We start from the raw sequence: 16,892 nt of genomic DNA on the forward strand, positions 1-16,892 counted from the left end.
GCTATCCGCTGTTGGGATTTGACCTTATAATCTCAATGACTTGTATTCAGATAAGATATCGCACTGGATTAAGATGAAAACAATCGAAGTTGATGACGAACTCTATCAGTATATTGCCAGCCAGACGCGGCATATTGGGGAGAGCGCGTCCGACATTTTACGGCGCATGCTTAAAATTTCCGCCGCCTCACAGCCCACTCCTGTCACTAAAGATGTCGTGTCTCAGCCGAGCGTTGTTGCACAAGTAAAACCTGCCGTTATGCCGGCAAAAGACAAAGTGCGCGCGATGCGCGAGTTGCTGCTGTCCGATGAATATGCCGAGCAGAAAAAGGCGGTTAACCGCTTTATGCTGGTGCTGTCTACACTTTACTCACTGGATAACAACGCATTTGCAGAAGCGACAGAGTCGCTGCACGGTCGCACGCGCGTTTACTTCGCAGGCGACGAGCAGACCCTCCTGCAAAATGGCAACCAAACCAAGCCCAAACACGTTCCCGGTACACCATACTGGGTGATCACCAACACCAATACGGGCCGTAAGTGCAGCATGATCGAACATATCATGCAGTCCATGCAGTTCCCGGCGGAATTGATCGAAAAGGTTTGCGGTACAATTTAACCCTTGCATCAGAAGGACCAGGCAATGGCAAATCACAGCCGTGCAGGACAACCTGCACAACAACGCGATTTGATTAACGTCGCTCAACTGACCGCGCAGTACTACGTGCTGAAACCGGTGGTGGGCAACGCAGAACACGCAGTGAAGTTTGGTACATCTGGCCACCGCGGCAGCGCGGCGCGCCACAGCTTTAACGAACCGCACATTCTGGCCATTGCTCAGGCCATCGCGGAAGAGCGCGCCAAAAATGGCGTCACCGGTCCGTGCTATGTAGGGAAAGATACCCACGCCCTGTCTGAACCTGCTTTTATCTCCGTGTTGGAAGTGCTGGCGGCGAACGGCGTAGACGTGATTGTTCAGGAGAACAACGGTTTCACGCCAACGCCAGCGGTGTCTAACGCTATTCTGGTACACAACAAAAAAGGTGGCGCGCAGGCTGACGGCATTGTGATCACCCCGTCCCACAACCCACCGGAAGATGGCGGCATCAAGTACAACCCACCTAACGGTGGCCCGGCGGATACCAACGTCACGAAAGTGGTGGAAGATCGCGCCAACGCGTTACTGGCTAATGGTCTGAACGGCGTGAAGCGTATCTCGCTGGATGAAGCCATGGCCTCCGGCCACGTGAAAGAGCAGGATCTGGTGCAGCCGTTCGTGGAAGGGCTGGCGGATATCGTCGATATGGCCGCTATCCAGAAAGCCGGTCTGAAGCTGGGCGTGGATCCGCTGGGCGGCTCCGGTATTGAATACTGGAAACGCATTGCCGAGCACTACAAGCTGGATCTGACCATCGTCAACGATCACGTCGATCAGACCTTCCGCTTTATGCATCTGGACAAAGATGGCGCGATCCGTATGGACTGCTCCTCCGAATGCGCAATGGCTGGCCTGCTGGCACTGCGCGACAAGTTCGATCTGGCGTTTGCCAACGACCCGGACTACGACCGTCACGGTATCGTCACCCCGGCAGGGCTGATGAACCCGAACCACTACCTGGCTGTTGCAATCAATTATCTCTTCCAGCACCGTCCGCAGTGGGGCAAAGAGGTTGCGGTGGGTAAAACGCTGGTCTCTTCCGCTATGATTGACCGTGTGGTCGACGCGCTGGGTCGCAAGCTGGTGGAAGTGCCGGTGGGCTTCAAGTGGTTTGTTGACGGTCTGCACGACGGCAGCTTCGGCTTTGGCGGTGAGGAGAGCGCGGGGGCATCTTTCCTGCGCTTCGACGGCACCCCATGGTCAACCGATAAAGACGGCATCATCATGTGCCTGCTGGCGGCGGAAATCACTGCGGTCACCGGTAAGAACCCGCAGGAACATTACAACGAGCTGGCGGAACGTTTTGGCGCGCCAAGCTATAACCGTATTCAGGCTGGCGCCACGTCTGCGCAAAAAGCAGCTCTGTCAAAACTCTCTCCGGAGATGGTCAGCGCCAGCACCCTGGCAGGTGACCCGATCACCGCGCGTCTGACGGCGGCGCCGGGTAACGGCGCATCGATCGGCGGCCTGAAAGTGATGACCGAAAACGGCTGGTTCGCCGCGCGTCCATCCGGTACGGAAGATGCGTACAAAATCTATTGCGAAAGCTTCCTCGGCGCTGAGCACCGCCAGCAGATTGAGAAAGAAGCGGTAGAGATTGTCAGCGAAGTGCTGAAAAACGCATAAGTCGTGATCTGGTGCGGGCTGATGCCCTCACCCCGGCCCTCTCCCACCGGGAGAGGGAGAAAACATTAAAAACGGCAACCTCAGGGTTGCCGTTTTGCATTGACCTCGTAGGCCCGGTAAGCGTTAGCGCCACCGGGCTTTTTTTAGCTATGTTTGTTCTTCAATTCAAATCTCGGCGACACCAGGCCGTACAGCGTCCAGCCCATGAATGTCACCATCGCCCCATACAGCATCGCCTCCTGACCGGACGAGTAGAGCGCATAGAAGCTGTAAATCGCCCCAACCAGCGCCACGATATTGGCCGCCCGGGCTTTGCGCGGATCCACCTTCGCCACCTTCTGAATAATCACCAGCGCCGCCATCGACAGAATGTACGGAATGATGTTCGTCACCACCGCCAGGTTGACCAGCACGTTAAACTGGCTGTTCAGTGACGGGCTGATGGTCATCAGCGACAAACCGCTCTGGAAAATCACAATCGCCAGCATACCCTGCACCGGCGCATCCGCTTTGGTGACGCGGGAGAAGATTTTCGGGAAATAACCTTCGTCAGCGGAAGATTTGAATACCTGGGCAATGGTGAACTGCCAGCCCAGCAGCGAGCCGCAGCAGGACATCACCATAAGTCCCATGATCACTTTCCCTACCTCCGGCGTAAACATTTGCGCAAACGCCAGTCCGAACGGCGCCGTGGAGTTAGCCAGATCCATGTTGGGCACAATTCCCGCAATCACGTTGGTCGAGACGATATAGATCACCGCCGCCCCCAGCGTCCCGCCGAGTACCGCGATCGGCACATTTTTCTCCGGGTTTTCCACCACTTCCGCATTCGCACAGGCTGACTCCAGCCCGAGGAAGGCCCACAGCGTCATGGCGATGGACGATCCCACGGCGGTGAAGAACGGCACATGATGCGGATTCCAGGAGTTGGCGTACAGCGTCGGGCTGAACCAGAACCAGCCGATGATGCACAGGCCGACAACCGGGATGATGACGCCCCAGACGGTGATGCTGCTGAGCTGTCCGGTGATGCGCGCGCCGCCAAAGTTAGCGACGGTGCAGATCCACAGCACGCCGATGGTCGCCAGCCCAATCTGCACCGGGGTCAGCGTCGCGCCAAACAGCTCTGTGCCGTAACCGACAGCGGAAATGGCAATCGCCACGTTGGCGATCAGCAGCGACACGCCATAGGTGTAGTTCGCCATAAAGTTGCCGGACTTACCAAACGCATATTCGGCATAGCCACCCATCCCGCCTGACTTGCGGCTGAACATGCCGCACTTGGCAAACGCCCACGCCAGCGCCATCGAACCCACGGCGGTAACAAGCCAGGAGATAATCGAAATCGTCCCCACTTCAGCGAGCTTAGTGGGCAGCATAATGATCCCCGACCCCATCATATTCACCATGGTGAGGATAGTGAGTTGCACCACGCCCATCTTGTTGGCCTTACTCATAATTTTTCTCCTTTCAGCAGCGATGGCTGAGCGGCAGGTTGTTTGATGACGTAGCAGCGCACCTGTTTGCGACCGTCACACTCCTCGACGTAAACCCCCTGTAGCTCCGGCGCAAAGCCCGGCAGCAGATTGATCCCGTCTTCCAGCGCGGCGAAATAGCGCAGCACGGAACCGCCCCAGACTTCCCCCGGAACCACGCACAACACCCCCGGTGGGTAAGGCAGCGCGCCTTCCGCGGCGATACGGCCTTCCGCGTCGCGCAGGGACACCAGCTCGACCTCACCGCGCAGATAGGCATAGTTCGCCTCCTGCGGGTTCATCATGACGCGCGGGAAGTGAGACTTGCGGAACATCTCTTTCTGCAACTGCTTCACGTTATGGCGGGCGTAGAGGTTATGCATCTCCTGACAAATCTGACGCAGGGTATAATCCGCATAACGTTCCGGATGTTGCTTATAAAGAGAGGGCAGAATCTCTTTCAGCGGCACATCGCTCTGGAGCAGTTTTTCGAAGCGCACCAGCTGGGCGACAAGCTGCTGCAATTTGCCCATGTCCTCCGCCGGGGTGAGCAGGAACAGAATGGAATTGAGGTCGCATTTTTCCGGCACGATGCCGTTTTCACGCAGGAAGTTGGCGAGGATGGTGGCGGGAACGCCGAAATCATCGTACTCACCGGTGCGGGCGTTGATGCCCGGCGTAGTCAGCAGCAGCTTGCAGGGATCGATAAAATACTGATGCTCGGCGTACCCCTCAAAGGCGTGCCAGCGTTCGCCCGGAACGAAATGGAAGAAGCGCAGATCGGTAGCAATCTCTGCCGTATCCCAGCTTTCCCATGGACGGCCATCCACCGTCTCCGGCACGAACGGACGAATAAACTGACAGTTCTGAAGGATCAGTTTCCGCGCTTCAATACCCGTCACCACGCAGTCCATCCACATGTTGCGCCCACTTTGCCCCTCGTGCATGCGGGCGTTGATATCCAGGGCGGCAAACAGTGGATAGAACGGGCTGGTGGAGGCGTGCATCATAAAGGCGTTGTTGAGGCGTTTATGCGGGACATAGCGCGGCTGGCCTTTTATGTGGCTGTCCTTCTTATGGATTTGCGAGGTTTGCGAGAAGCCCGCCTGCTGCTTATGCACCGACTGGGTCACCAGAATGCCCGGATCGTTTTCGTTCAGCTCCAGCAGCAGCGGCGAGCAGTCGGCCATCATCGGGATAAACTGCTCGTAACCCACCCAGGCGGAGTCAAACAGAATGTAATCGCACAGGTGACCAATCTTATCCACCACCTGACGGGCGTTATAAATGGTACCGTCGTAGGTGCCCAGCTGGATCACCGCCAGACGGAACGGACGTTCATCCCGCGCACGCCCAGGCGCGACCTCTGACACCAGCTCCCGCAGGTAGCTCTCGTCGAAACAGTGTGCGTCGATACCGCCGATAAACCCGTACGGGTTGCGCGCCGTTTCCAGATACACCGGCGTCGCGCCCGCCTGTAACAGCGCCCCGTGGTGATTAGATTTATGGTTATTGCGATCGAACAGCACCAGATCGCCTGGCGTGAGCAGGGCATTGAGCACCACCTTATTAGAAGAGGAGGTGCCGTTCAGCACGAAGTAGGTTTTATCCGCATTAAAGACTTTTGCCGCATGCTGTTGGGCGATGCATGGCGCGCCTTCGTGGATCAGCAGATCGCCCATTGCCACGTCGGCATTGCACAGATCGGCGCGGAAAAGCGTTTCGCCAAAGAAATCGACAAACTGGTTTCCGGCCGGATGGCGGCGGAAGAACTGGCCTCCCTGATGCCCGGGGCAGTCAAACGCGCTGTTCCCCTGCTGGACGTAATCGACCAGCGCGCGGAAGAACGGCGGGCGGAGCTGGGTTTCGTACTTCTGCGCAGCCGCTTCAAGCTGGCGTCCGTAGTACGCATTGCTGGTGTCGGAGTACTCAAAAACGCCGTGTATACGCGACAGAAATTCAGCCGGAACCCTTTCTTCTTTATGCGTGGCAATAAACACCGGAATACCGAATCCCGTAGCTTCTATTTCTTCTATGGCGCCATTGAAAATATCGCTGACGGCCAGAACCACGGCTGCCACATCAATATAATCCGATGCGGTGATATCCACGATGTCGCGCGAAGTGGTAAAGCATTCAGGGCAGGTACGGCTGACGGCAATTTTTAACGTTTTCATCTTTATCTCTTTATTTCAGGCAATATGGGGCCCTCGACTTCTTGCGGTAAAGAAATCGATTTTTTCCGGAAAAAAAAGCAAAGCGTGTCCGCTGATACGAAATCAGTTAATTGCTTTTTTGCTGAGTAGAATTCAGTCCGCCCGGTTGCGGAGAATCTGAATTACAAGGGGTGAGCGCATGTGTTCACAGGCAAGTGACTGTAAAATAAAGTGTTTCAGGATAACCTGTAAGCAGATGCGCCAGAAGTCGAAGGACTACCGGGCGTTAAAGAGATGAAAGTCAAAACAGTTACGGTGGGCAAACATCATGATATGTGTTGTCCGCCTTATATGGGGCATTAAACGATTATTGTTTTCCATGTTCAGTTTCCTTTCAGTAATTGAAAGCATGGTCATTTTATCCAGGAAAAAGGGATTAACTGTGAAACAGATCACCAATAACCGATCATTTCAGAAATAATTAGTCGTTTTGAGTGAATAACGCAGATCAAAATGCTGTTTTGTTGGTTCGGTGTTAAATTGATGTTTTATTTGTGTTTAAGGCGGGCGAATATAGCCACGAAAATACTCTCATCGTTATTTTCATGACTATATTCAGGCTGGTATGTTTTTTATTTAAAATTAAAGTGAATACTTATTCAGATCATAAACCGATATCCGATACCGGTTTCTGTTAATAAATGACGAGGACGCGCAGGATCGGCTTCAAGTTTCTGGCGAAGGTGTCCCATATAAATGCGTAAATAGTGACTATGCTCGACAGCATTCGGTCCCCAGACCTGGCTTAACAGCTGTCGCTGCGTTAACACTTTGCCATGGTTATTGAGCAGCACGGCCAGCAGACGAAATTCGATAGGCGTAAGGTGGATCTCTTCTTCCCCTCGCACGATGCGGCGGGCAGCAAGATCGACGCGGATATCGCCAAAGGCGTACACCGGATCAGAAGGGGACGTGGCACTGTGTCGACGCAGCGCCACACGAAGCCGGGCCTGTAACTCGCCAATGCCAAACGGTTTGATCAGATAATCATCCGCTCCGGCATCCAGCGCGGCGATTTTATCCGTCTCTTCGGTGCGGGCAGAGAGCACCAGAATGGGCATCTGGCTCCACTGACGCACTTCACGAATAAAATCGATGCCGTCGCCATCCGGAAGTCCCAGATCCAGGATCACCAGATCTGGCTTGCGGGTGGCGGCTTCAATTAATCCCCGTTGAAGCGTACCGGCTTCATGCACGCGCAAGCCGTCGCCTTCCAGCGCGGTACGCAGAAATCGGCTGATAGCGAGCTCATCTTCAACAATCAGAACGTTAATCACACATCCTCTGGTAATTCATCAAGTTCTGGTGGGGTTTCAAGAGGAAGTGTAACACAAAAGCGTGCCCCACCTTCCGGGCGGTTCTCTGCGGAAATGGTGCCACCATGCACGTCGACAATCGCCTGGCAGATCGCCAGACCCAGCCCAACGCCCGGAATGGCGGATTCCTTATTACCGCGCGCAAATTTTTCGAATATGGCGCGCTCCTGACCGGCCGGAATACCCGGCCCGGTATCCCAGACGTCGAGCCGCAGCACACGTTTATCCACCCTGGCAGCAATCCCCAGCCGGGCCTTTGCCCCGGCGTATTTGGCGGCATTTTCCAGCAGATTAATCAGCACGCGCTCAAACAGCGGGCCATCCACATGGATTAACGTCAGGGGTTCCGGCATGTCCAGCTCGATATGGCGCCCGCCGAGACCCGGCTCCAGCATCTTCAGCGCGCTGCCGACAACCTCCTCAAGGGTGAGCCACTCTTTTTTCAGGTTAAACCCGCCGGACTGAATGCGCGCCATGTCCAGCAGGTTGTTCACCAGACGCGTGGTATTCAGCACGTGCTGGCGAATTTCGCTGGCCTGCATCGCGTGCTTTGATCCTTCCGCCGCCAGATCCAGCGTCAGAATTTCAGACTGGCCGAACAGCACGGTAAGCGGGGTGCGCAAATCGTGAGACAGCGCTGCCAGCAGCGAATTGCGAATACTTTCGCGCTCGCTTGCCAGCCGCGCCTGCTCTTCGCTGGCGGTGAGCGCCAGCCGTTCAAGGGCGCTGGCGACCAGCAGGGTGAAGGTTTCCAGCAGGCGCTGCTGCTCGGGGATCATCAACTGACGCAGGTTAGACGGCTCGACGATGACCAGCCCGTGATTTTTATCCGCGCTGCGTAGCGGCAGGATCTGGTAAGGCACGCCGGGCAGCGTGTCGGTGCCGGCGCCGGCAGGTAACCCCTTATCGAAACTCCAGCGGGCAATCGCTTCATCCCAGGGCGTCATCCCCGAAGGGGAGGTCAGCGGGCGAAGGCGCCCCTGTTCGTCGGGGAGCAAAATCAGGTTGCTGGCATGAAAGGTCGAACGGATAAACTGCTCGCTGGTCTGCACGATATCCCGCTGCGTGCGGCCAACCGCCAGCGATTTTGACATTTCATACAGATGGCGCGTGCGCTGTTCGCGATAGCGGGCAATGCGTGCCTGGTAGCGCACGCCTGCCGTCAGATTCCCGATCACCAGCCCGACGGTAAGCATTACGGCAAAGGTCAGAATGTACTGCACGTCCGAGACAGCAAGCGTCCCGCGCGGAGCGATAAAGAAGAGATCGAAGCTGATGACGTTGATCACCGTCGCCAGCACCGACGGCCAGCGGCCATAAAAGAGCGCGACCACAACGACGCCCAGCAGATAAATCATGACCAGATTGGCGGCGTCGAAGGCGATGAGCCACTGGCTGGCAATCACCGTAATCAGGGCGCAGAGGACCACGGCCACCAGGCAGCCCCGGATCTGAATGCGCCATTTATCGCCAAAGGTGCGAGCGTCCGGCGTACGGTTGGGCAGGGGGGCGGGCTTGTCATCCAGCGCGACGATGACTAAATCAAGATCCGGCGCGCGGCGGGCCAGCCTGTCGGCAAAAGATTCGCGGCTAAACCAGCGGCGATGCTGGCGACGTCCAATCACAATCTTGCCCAGGTTATGCTCGCGCGCGTAGCGCAGAATGGCTTTATCTTCCTGCGGATCGGACAGAGTTGCGGTTTCGGCGCCCAGCTCCTGCGCCAGCCGCAGTGCGCTCAAAATGGCGCGACGCTGATTTTCCGGCAGGCCATGCAGCTGCGGCGTTTCGACGTAGACCGCATGCCAGACGCTGCCAAACTTCGCTGCAAGCCGGGCGGCGGTGCGAACCAGTTTTTCGTTGCCACTGCCGTGACCAATGCATAACAGAATGGCGTCCCGCGTGTGCCAGACGCGCTCTTGTCCCTGAAGGTCCCGCCAGGCGCGCATCTGGTCATCAACGCGATCGGCGGTGCGGCGCAGGGCCAGCTCGCGCAGGGCAATCAGGTTTCCTTTGCGGAAAAAATGTTCGATGGCGCGTTCAGCCTGGCCGGCAATATACACTTTGCCTTCGTGCAGGCGCTGACGCAGATCGTCCGGCGGCAGGTCAACCAGTACGACTTCATCGGCAGAATCAAAAAACGGATCGGGGACGGTTTCCCGCACCTGGATACCGGTTACGCCGCTCACTACGTCGTTCAGGCTTTCCAGATGCTGAACATTCACCGTGGTGAAGACGTCAATGCCTGCCTCAAGCAGCTCCTCAACATCCTGCCAGCGCTTCGGATGGCGGGAGCCTGGCGCATTGCTGTGCGCCAGTTCGTCCATCAGGATCAGGGCAGGGCGGCGGGCGAGGGCGGCATCAAGATCAAACTCAGTGACCAGCCGCCCGCGATGGCTGATACGCTGGGGCGGCTGCGTCGCCAGCCCCGTCAGTAGCGCAGCCGTCTCTTTGCGACCGTGGGTTTCCACCACGCCGATGAGAATATCAAGCCCCTGCGCCCGAAGCCGCTGGGCTTCCGTCAGCATGGCGAAGGTTTTCCCGACGCCCGCGCAGGCGCCGAAGAAAATTTTCAGCTTGCCGCGATGGGCTTCAGCCGTCTGTTCAAGCAGCCTGTCCGGATCCGGGCGCATGGGCTCGTCGGTCATTTAGTTCTTCCTTAGCGCATCCAGCGCCAGATTCAGCTCAACAATGTTCACTACCGGCATGCCGATGAAGCTGACCAGCGGCTTTTGCGTATGTTCTGCGACCAGCTGGCTCACCTGATCGACGGTCAGCTGACGGGCGGCGGCCACGCGTGGGATCTGCCAGACCACCGCGTCCGGCGTCAGGCTGTAATCCAGCCCGCTCGCGGAAGCGGTGACCAGCTCAACCGGCACCTCACGGCTGGCCTGCGGATTCGCGGCGCGCAGGGCGGCAACGCGTTCAGCAACGGCTTTGTCCAGGTCAGGATTACTGCCAGCCAGATTGCTGCCGCCGGAGGCCATTGGATTATACGGGCTTTCCGCAGTGGCGGAAGGGCGTCCCTGGAAGTAGCGCGGGTCCGTAAAGTTCTGCCCAATCAGCCGCGAGCCGCGGTTTTCACCGTTCTGGATAATCAGCGAGCCGTTGGCCTGGTCCTCAAACCACCACCGGCCCAGCGCGGTAGTCATCAGCGGGTAAAGCCCGCCGGTAATCAGAGACAGCAGAATAAACAACAGTATAGCGGGACGTAACATCGTCATTGGATCCACCTTTTAAACCAGCCCGAACAGCGTTAACAACATGTCGATAACTTTGATCCCAATAAAGGGCACCACCAGCCCACCCAGACCGTAAATCCACAGGTTACGGCGCAGCATGGCGGCGGCCGTCAGCGGCTTATAGCTCACCCCTTTCAGCGCCAGCGGAATAAGAAAGACAATAATCAGCGCGTTGAAGATCACCGCGCTCAGAATGGCCGAGGCCGGAGAGTGCAGGTGCATCACGTTCAGGGCATTCAGCTGCGGGTAGGTTGCCGCAAACGCCGCCGGGATGATGGCGAAATACTTCGCCACGTCGTTGGCGATACTGAACGTGGTCAGCGAGCCGCGCGTCATCAGCATCTGCTTCCCGATATGCACCACCTCGATCAGTTTGGTCGGGTTCGAGTCGAGATCCACCATGTTGCCCGCCTCTTTTGCCGCCTGGGTACCGGAGTTCATCGCCACCGCCACGTCGGCCTGCGCCAGCGCCGGGGCGTCGTTGGTGCCGTCGCCGGTCATCGCCACCAGACGGCCTTCCGCCTGATACTGGCGAATGAGCGCCAGCTTCGCTTCCGGCGTCGCTTCAGAAAGGAAATCATCCACGCCCGCTTCGGCGGCAATGGCCGCCGCAGTCAGACGGTTATCCCCGGTGATCATCACCGTTTTGATCCCCATCTTACGCATCTGGGCGAAACGCTCTTTAATACCGCCTTTAACGATATCCTTCAGGGCGATAACCCCCAGAACGCTTGCACCTTCCGCCACCACCAGCGGGGTTGCCCCCTGACGCGCCACGCTTTCCACCAGATGGTCGACTTCCGGGGGGAAGTGTCCATTATTGGCTTCAATATGACGGCGAATGGCATCAACGGACCCTTTACGGATCATCCGGTCCTGAATGTTAATTCCGCTCATGCGGGTTTGCGCCTTAAAGGGAACGAACGTGGCGTGCAGGCTCTGAACGTCGCGCTGGCGCAGGTTAAAGCGCTGCTTGGCGAGGATCACGATACTGCGGCCTTCCGGCGTTTCATCGGCCAGCGAGGAAAGCTGCGCCGCGTCAGCCAGCGTTTTTTCATCCACGCCGGGAGCAGGTAGAAAGTCAGAGGCCTGACGATTGCCCAGGGTAATGGTCCCGGTTTTATCCAGCAGCAGTACGTCTACGTCACCCGCCGCTTCAACGGCGCGTCCGCTGGTGGCGATGACGTTCGCGCCCAGCATCCGGCTCATCCCCGCCACGCCAATCGCGGAAAGCAGGCCGCCGATAGTGGTGGGGATCAGACAGACCAGCAGGGCGATCAGTACGGTGATGCTGACCGCTGTACCGCCGTAGGCAGAGAAGGGCCACAGTGTCGCCGTTGCCAGCAGGAAGACAATGGTGAGCGCCACCAGCAGAATGGTCAGGGCGATCTCGTTCGGCGTTTTACGACGCTGTGCGCCTTCCACCATGGCGATCATCCGGTCGAGAAAGGTTTCGCCCGGGTTAACGCTGCACTGGATCACCAGCCAGTCGGAAAGAATGCGCGTTCCGCCGGTAACTGAGGCGAAATCTCCGCCCGACTCACGGATCACCGGTGCGGATTCCCCGGTAATGGCGCTTTCGTCTACCGACGCGCCGCCCTCGATCACCTCCCCGTCGCAGGGGATGATGTCGCCAGCTTCCACCAGCACCACGTCACCTTTACGCAGCTCATCCGCCGGAACGTGGTCCATCTGCGCGCCGTATTTAGGTTCGCGTAATTTGCGCGCAAAGGCGGTTTTTTTTACCCCTTTCAGGCTGTTGGCCTGCGCCTTGCTGCGGCCTTCCGCCAGCGCTTCGGCAAAGTTGGCGAACAGCACGGTAAACCACAGCCACAGGCTGATGGCGGCGGTAAAGGTTGCATTCCCTGAAAGGTGTCCCGTTCCCATGGCAATCGCCAGTGCGGTGGTGAGTAAACTTCCAGTCCAGACAATAAACATCACCGGGTTGTGCCACTGCACGCGCGGGCTCAGTTTTTTTACCGCATCCATGAGGGCCTGACGAACTAACGTCGGTTCGAGCAGGGCCAGTTGTTTACGACTCATGACAAATTCTCCGCAAAATCAGCGTAAAGAGAGATATTCCGCAACCGGGCCTAACGCGAGGGCGGGGATAAAGGTCAGGGCGCCCACCAGCAGAACGGTGCCAATCAGCAGGCCGACGAACAGCGCGCCGTGAGTCGGTAACGTACCGGTGGTGGTCGGCTGGATCTTCTTATTCACCAGTGTTCCCGCGATCGCCATGACGGGAATAATCACGCCGAAACGACCGACGAACATGCAGAACGCCAGCAGACAGTTCCAGAACGGCGAGTTGGCGCTTAACCCTGCAAAGGCGCTGCCGTTGTTGTTGGCGGCAGACGAAACGGCGTAAAGCACTTCGCTAAAGCCGTGAATGCCCGGGTTAAAGATGCCGCTGCGCCCGGCGTCGGTCATCAGCGCCAGCGCGGTACCGAGCAGCACAAGGGCGGGGGTGACCAGAATTGCCAGCGCGGTTAATTTCATTTCACGGACGTCGATTTTTTTGCCGAGATACTCCGGCGTGCGGCCGATCATTAGCCCGGCGATAAACACGGCGAGCAGAACGAACAACAGCATGCCGTACAGCCCTGAGCCGACCCCACCGAAGACCACTTCGCCAATCTGCATCAGCCACATCGGGATCATGCCGCCGAGCGCGGTGAAAGAGTCATGCATGGCGTTCACCGCCCCGCAGGAGGCCGCCGTGGTGACCACCGCATAGAGGCTGCTGGCAAGAATGCCGAAGCGGCTCTCTTTGCCTTCCAGGTTGATATTGCTGTTAGCCCCCAGCTGCATGAAGTGGCTGTTGCCGTTCCATTCGGCCCACATCACCAGTGCAACGCAGACCACGAAGATCAACGACATCGCCCACAGCAGCGTACGTCCCTGGCGGCGATCGTTAACCACATCGCCAAAGGCGAAGCAGAGCGCGGCGGGGATCAGGAAGATCGCCAGCATCTGTACAAAATTGGTTAATGCCGTTGGGTTTTCAAACGGATGCGATGAGTTGGCGTTGAAGAAGCCGCCGCCGTTGGTGCCCAGCATCTTGATCGCTTCCTGCGACGCCACCGGCCCCATTGGCAGGAGTTCCCTGGCCCCTTCAAGCGAGGTGTAAGGGGTATAAGGCAGCAGGTTTTGCAGAGTGCCTTGCTGAATAAAGAACAGGGCAATAATCAGCGCAACAGGCACCAGGATCCAAAGGGTGATGCGCGTAACATCAACCCAGGCGTTGCCGAGGGTGCTGACATTCTGACGGGCAAACGCGCGCGTCAGGGCGAAGATCACCGCGATACCGCTGGCCGCAGAAAGAAAGTTTTGCACGGTTAACCCGGCCATCTGGCTGAAGTAGCTGAGCGTGGTTTCACCGGCGTAAGACTGCCAGTTGGTGTTGGTGACAAAGCTGACCGCCGTGTTCAGCGCCAGATGCCAGGATAAACCCGGTAACTGCTGCGGGTTCAACGGCAGACTGCCCTGGAGCATGAGCAGCGTAAAGAGGGCAATAAGCCCCAGGATATTCAGAAGCAGTATCGCCATCAGGTACTGGCGCCAGTTCATTTCCCGGTCGCTGATACCTGAAATGCACCAGAGCACGTTTTCAATATTTCGCGTGCCCGGCAATGGCACGTTGTTTATCAGACGCGCCAGCGCTGTTCCCAGCGGCCTGGCGAGCACAAACAGCACCAGTAAAAAGCTGGCAATAAGCAAAAACGCCTGAGCAGCCATCAGAATGCCTCCGCATTAATCAGGGCATAAATCAGATAACCCAATAACAGGAACACCAGCACGATGCCGGCAATCAGACCTGCACTCACAATCCACCTCCGGGTGACTTTTGTTGTTGTGCTAACGGTAAGATTTACGGCGCAAAGATTTCGCAAAAATCAGAAGGGCAGGTGTAAAAAAAGTATAAAAAAGGGAAAAGACCACAATTTAACTATTGGTAAGTAAACTGTTAACTTTTTTGTAACTTAATTACAGGCGGGAATGTAAATATTCACGAAATGGATGAAAATAAGTGGTCGGATGAGTAGTAAAATTACAAACAAAGCGGTATTATTTTAACCAGGTCACAGATTTCACATTTTCCGGAGACGGTTTCCGGCCAACTACAGGGGAGAAAAATATGGATCTTTATAAAGAGTTTCCGGCTCATATCATTTTCATGCGTCGCACTTTCGCCGTAGTGGCTGGCGTGCTGGCCCTGCCGGTGATGCTGTTCTGGAAAGATCGCGCACGTTTCTACAGTTACCTGCACCGCGTCTGGGCGAAAACCAGCGAGAAGCCGGTGTGGATGGATCAGGCCGAAAAAGCAACCTGCGATTTCTACTGATACGGTGTGACATCGTAGCCATAAAAAAACCGCCTACAGCAAAGTGGCGGTTTTTTTGTCCCTCGGGATTCGCGGTCCGTTGGGTAATCTTGCAGCCCCTACCCGGGATTTTTATCATACCCTTCTTTAAAAAGTTCGCAATCCGCTTCACCTTTATAAATTCCTAATTTTACTGAAATAACTTACTTTTGGCGTTGGTGTTAATTATGATGCCACGTCCCTTTCCGCCATCTCGCAAATGGGCATCGGTCCTGGGAAAGGTGTATCCATAGCCGTAAAGCAGCCCGCCTACCCGGGCTTGTGTCCACCGATTTATCACCGGTGGTGATAGGTGGAGCGGTTAGCAGCAGGGACCGCATAGTGAAACGCTATTTATGCATTGCGTTCATTGTCGCCAGCGTACTCGTTGTAAAGTGTGATAAACCGGATGTGTTTATTGCCTTTACCCCGATAGCGCAGGACAAGTAGCGTTAAGGCCGCCTCGGGCGGCCTTTTTTATTTCATCCCGTCTACACTTCATGGCAAAGTAGTTCAATGCATGCCTTTTTCCTTTTACGGCATGCCCTTACGGACATAATGGACAATTGCCTGGAGTTTTATGCCCACCCATCTGGTTTGGTTTCGCGCGGATTTACGCATTCACGACAACTTCGCTCTCGCGGCGGCCTGCCGCGCTAAAGACGCGAATGTGCTGGCCCTGTTTATCGCCACGCCTGAACAGTGGCGGCAGCATGACATGGCGCCCCGGCAAGCGGCATTACTCAGCGCGTATCTGAATGACCTGCAATATTCACTGGCTGAAAAAGGCATTCCGCTGATCTATAAAGAGGCCCATGATTTTGCCGCGCAGCGCCAGACGGTGCAGGCGATCTGCCAGCAGCACGCAGTAACGCATCTTTATTACAACTATCAGTATGAATTCAACGAGCAACAGCGGGATCGTCAGCTGGAGAAAACCCTTGCGGGCGTGGTCTGTGAAGGCTTTGATGACAGCGTGATGCTCGCCCCTGGCAGCGTAATGACCGGCAGTCACGAGATGTATAAAGTTTTCACGCCGTTTAAAAATGCCTTTATCAAACGCCTGAAAGAGGGGCTGCCTGAGTGCGTTACCGCCCCGGCCGTGAGAGGGGAAACGATAACGGATCTGCCTGAGATCAGGCTGAATTATCCTCAGCAGTCGTTCGATGAAACACTATTCCCCGCCAGCGAGAAAGCGGCCATCGCCCGGTTGCGTCAGTTCTGCGCGCAGGGGGCGGCGGAGTACGAGGCGCGTCGGGATTTTCCAGCGATTGAGGGCACCAGTCGCTTGTCGGCCTGTTTAGCGCTGGGCGCGCTCTCTCCGCGCCAGTGTTTACATCGCCTGCTGGCGGAACAGCCTCAGGCCTTAGACGGGGGGGCGGGCGCAGTGTGGCTGAACGAACTGATCTGGCGTGAGTTTTATCGCCATCTGATGACGTATCATCCTGATTTGTGTAAACATCGGCCCTTTATTCACTGGACCGAACAGGTACAGTGGCAGTCGAATGAGAAGCTGCTTAAGGCATGGCAGCATGGGCTCACCGGCTTCCCGATTGTTGATGCGGCTATGCGGCAGCTCAATGAAACCGGGTGGATGCATAACCGTCTGCGTATGATTACCGCCAGCTTCCTGGTGAAGGATCTGCTTATCGACTGGCGAACCGGAGAGCGTTATTTTATCTCTCAGCTAATCGATGGCGATCTGGCGGCGAATAACGGCGGCTGGCAGTGGGCGGCCTCCACCGGAACGGATGCGGCTCCCTATTTTCGGATCTTCAATCCGACCACGCAGGGGCAACGATTTGATGCCGACGGCGAGTTTATCCGTCGCTGGCTGCCTGAGCTTAAGGATGTCCCCGCCAAAGCCATTCATGAACCCTGGGTATGGGCGGATAAACAGCGTGTTACCCTGAATTATCCCCGTCCCATTGTCGACCATAAACAGGCGCGCGTCGCCACGCTGGCGGCGTACGAAGCCGCCCGAAAAGTTTGAGAG

At 56.6% G+C, this 16,892-nt stretch carries 13 protein-coding genes; 4 read left to right on the forward strand and 9 right to left on the reverse strand.

Going from position 1 to position 16,892, the window contains the following annotated elements; all coding sequences use genetic code 11:
- Positions 1-73 precede the first annotated feature (73 nt).
- Positions 74-619: a replication initiation negative regulator SeqA gene (gene seqA / locus ACOTW6_RS04695; RefSeq protein WP_003858650.1), complete on the forward strand. Its 546-nt coding sequence runs from the start codon at positions 74-76 to the stop codon at positions 617-619.
- Positions 620-643: 24 nt separating this feature from the next.
- Positions 644-2,284 carry a phosphoglucomutase (alpha-D-glucose-1,6-bisphosphate-dependent) gene (gene pgm, locus ACOTW6_RS04700; protein ID WP_003858649.1) on the forward strand — a complete coding sequence of 547 codons (1,641 nt, stop codon included), beginning with the start codon at positions 644-646 and terminating at the stop codon, positions 2,282-2,284.
- A 143-nt stretch (positions 2,285-2,427) separates the two neighbouring features.
- Here pgm and potE read toward each other — a convergent pair whose 3' ends face one another.
- From potE to kdpF, 9 genes are all read right to left on the reverse strand, one after another.
- Complete coding sequence (potE, locus tag ACOTW6_RS04705) at positions 2,428-3,741, reverse strand: putrescine-ornithine antiporter (RefSeq protein WP_047053010.1); 1,314 nt, start codon at positions 3,739-3,741, stop codon at positions 2,428-2,430.
- On the reverse strand, positions 3,738-5,936 hold the full coding sequence (speF, locus tag ACOTW6_RS04710; RefSeq protein WP_213788907.1) for an ornithine decarboxylase SpeF: 2,199 nt from the start codon (positions 5,934-5,936) through the stop codon (positions 3,738-3,740). The genes potE and speF overlap by 4 nt, the downstream gene beginning before the upstream one ends.
- A gap of 255 nt (positions 5,937-6,191) precedes the next feature.
- Positions 6,192-6,296: a leader peptide SpeFL gene (speFL, locus tag ACOTW6_RS04715; protein WP_003858645.1), complete on the reverse strand. Its 105-nt coding sequence runs from the start codon at positions 6,294-6,296 to the stop codon at positions 6,192-6,194.
- Between the two features lie 278 nt (positions 6,297-6,574).
- Positions 6,575-7,252 carry a two-component system response regulator KdpE gene (gene kdpE, locus ACOTW6_RS04720; protein WP_003858643.1) on the reverse strand — a complete coding sequence of 226 codons (678 nt, stop codon included), beginning with the start codon at positions 7,250-7,252 and terminating at the stop codon, positions 6,575-6,577.
- Positions 7,249-9,936 (reverse strand): two-component system sensor histidine kinase KdpD, encoded by a 2,688-nt coding sequence (gene kdpD, locus ACOTW6_RS04725; RefSeq protein WP_193136145.1) that lies wholly within the window; start codon positions 9,934-9,936, stop codon positions 7,249-7,251. The genes kdpE and kdpD overlap by 4 nt, the downstream gene beginning before the upstream one ends.
- Positions 9,937-10,512 (reverse strand): potassium-transporting ATPase subunit KdpC, encoded by a 576-nt coding sequence (gene kdpC, locus ACOTW6_RS04730; RefSeq protein WP_213788906.1) that lies wholly within the window; start codon positions 10,510-10,512, stop codon positions 9,937-9,939. It abuts the gene before it with no gap.
- 12 nt (positions 10,513-10,524) lie between these two features.
- On the reverse strand, positions 10,525-12,573 hold the full coding sequence (kdpB, locus tag ACOTW6_RS04735) for a potassium-transporting ATPase subunit KdpB (protein ID WP_213788905.1): 2,049 nt from the start codon (positions 12,571-12,573) through the stop codon (positions 10,525-10,527).
- Between the two features lie 18 nt (positions 12,574-12,591).
- The gene (kdpA, locus tag ACOTW6_RS04740; RefSeq protein ID WP_213788904.1) at positions 12,592-14,271 is read right to left on the reverse strand and encodes a potassium-transporting ATPase subunit KdpA; all 1,680 of its coding nucleotides are present in this window, start codon (positions 14,269-14,271) and stop codon (positions 12,592-12,594) included.
- Positions 14,271-14,360 carry a K(+)-transporting ATPase subunit F gene (kdpF, locus tag ACOTW6_RS04745; RefSeq protein WP_003858638.1) on the reverse strand — a complete coding sequence of 30 codons (90 nt, stop codon included), beginning with the start codon at positions 14,358-14,360 and terminating at the stop codon, positions 14,271-14,273. Before kdpF ends, kdpA begins: the two co-directional genes overlap by 1 nt.
- 311 nt (positions 14,361-14,671) lie before the next feature.
- Here kdpF and ACOTW6_RS04750 point away from each other — a divergent pair, with 311 nt between their 5' ends.
- Positions 14,672-14,878 carry a YbfA family protein gene (locus ACOTW6_RS04750; RefSeq protein ID WP_003858637.1) on the forward strand — a complete coding sequence of 69 codons (207 nt, stop codon included), beginning with the start codon at positions 14,672-14,674 and terminating at the stop codon, positions 14,876-14,878.
- Positions 14,879-15,476: 598 nt separating this feature from the next.
- Positions 15,477-16,889, forward strand: a complete 1,413-nt coding sequence (phrB, locus tag ACOTW6_RS04755) for a deoxyribodipyrimidine photo-lyase (RefSeq protein ID WP_062932187.1) — start codon at positions 15,477-15,479, stop codon at positions 16,887-16,889.
- Positions 16,890-16,892: the final 3 nt, after the last annotated feature.

The sequence above is a fragment of the Enterobacter cloacae complex sp. IR5403 genome (assembly GCF_049238705.1).
Lineage (GTDB): Bacteria > Pseudomonadota > Gammaproteobacteria > Enterobacterales > Enterobacteriaceae > Enterobacter > Enterobacter hormaechei_C.

Coding starts and splice junctions, on each gene's coding strand:
- seqA (WP_003858650.1), top strand. CDS start 74: ATGAAAACAATCGAAGTTGATGACGAACTCTATCAGTATATTGCCAGC.
- pgm (WP_003858649.1), top strand. CDS start 644: ATGGCAAATCACAGCCGTGCAGGACAACCTGCACAACAACGCGATTTG.
- potE (WP_047053010.1), bottom strand. CDS start 3,741: ATGAGTAAGGCCAACAAGATGGGCGTGGTGCAACTCACTATCCTCACC.
- speF (WP_213788907.1), bottom strand. CDS start 5,936: ATGAAAACGTTAAAAATTGCCGTCAGCCGTACCTGCCCTGAATGCTTT.
- speFL (WP_003858645.1), bottom strand. CDS start 6,296: ATGGAAAACAATAATCGTTTAATGCCCCATATAAGGCGGACAACACAT.
- kdpD (WP_193136145.1), bottom strand. CDS start 9,936: ATGACCGACGAGCCCATGCGCCCGGATCCGGACAGGCTGCTTGAACAG.
- kdpC (WP_213788906.1), bottom strand. CDS start 10,512: ATGACGATGTTACGTCCCGCTATACTGTTGTTTATTCTGCTGTCTCTG.
- kdpB (WP_213788905.1), bottom strand. CDS start 12,573: ATGAGTCGTAAACAACTGGCCCTGCTCGAACCGACGTTAGTTCGTCAG.
- kdpA (WP_213788904.1), bottom strand. CDS start 14,271: ATGGCTGCTCAGGCGTTTTTGCTTATTGCCAGCTTTTTACTGGTGCTG.
- ACOTW6_RS04750 (WP_003858637.1), top strand. CDS start 14,672: ATGGATCTTTATAAAGAGTTTCCGGCTCATATCATTTTCATGCGTCGC.
- phrB (WP_062932187.1), top strand. CDS start 15,477: ATGCCCACCCATCTGGTTTGGTTTCGCGCGGATTTACGCATTCACGAC.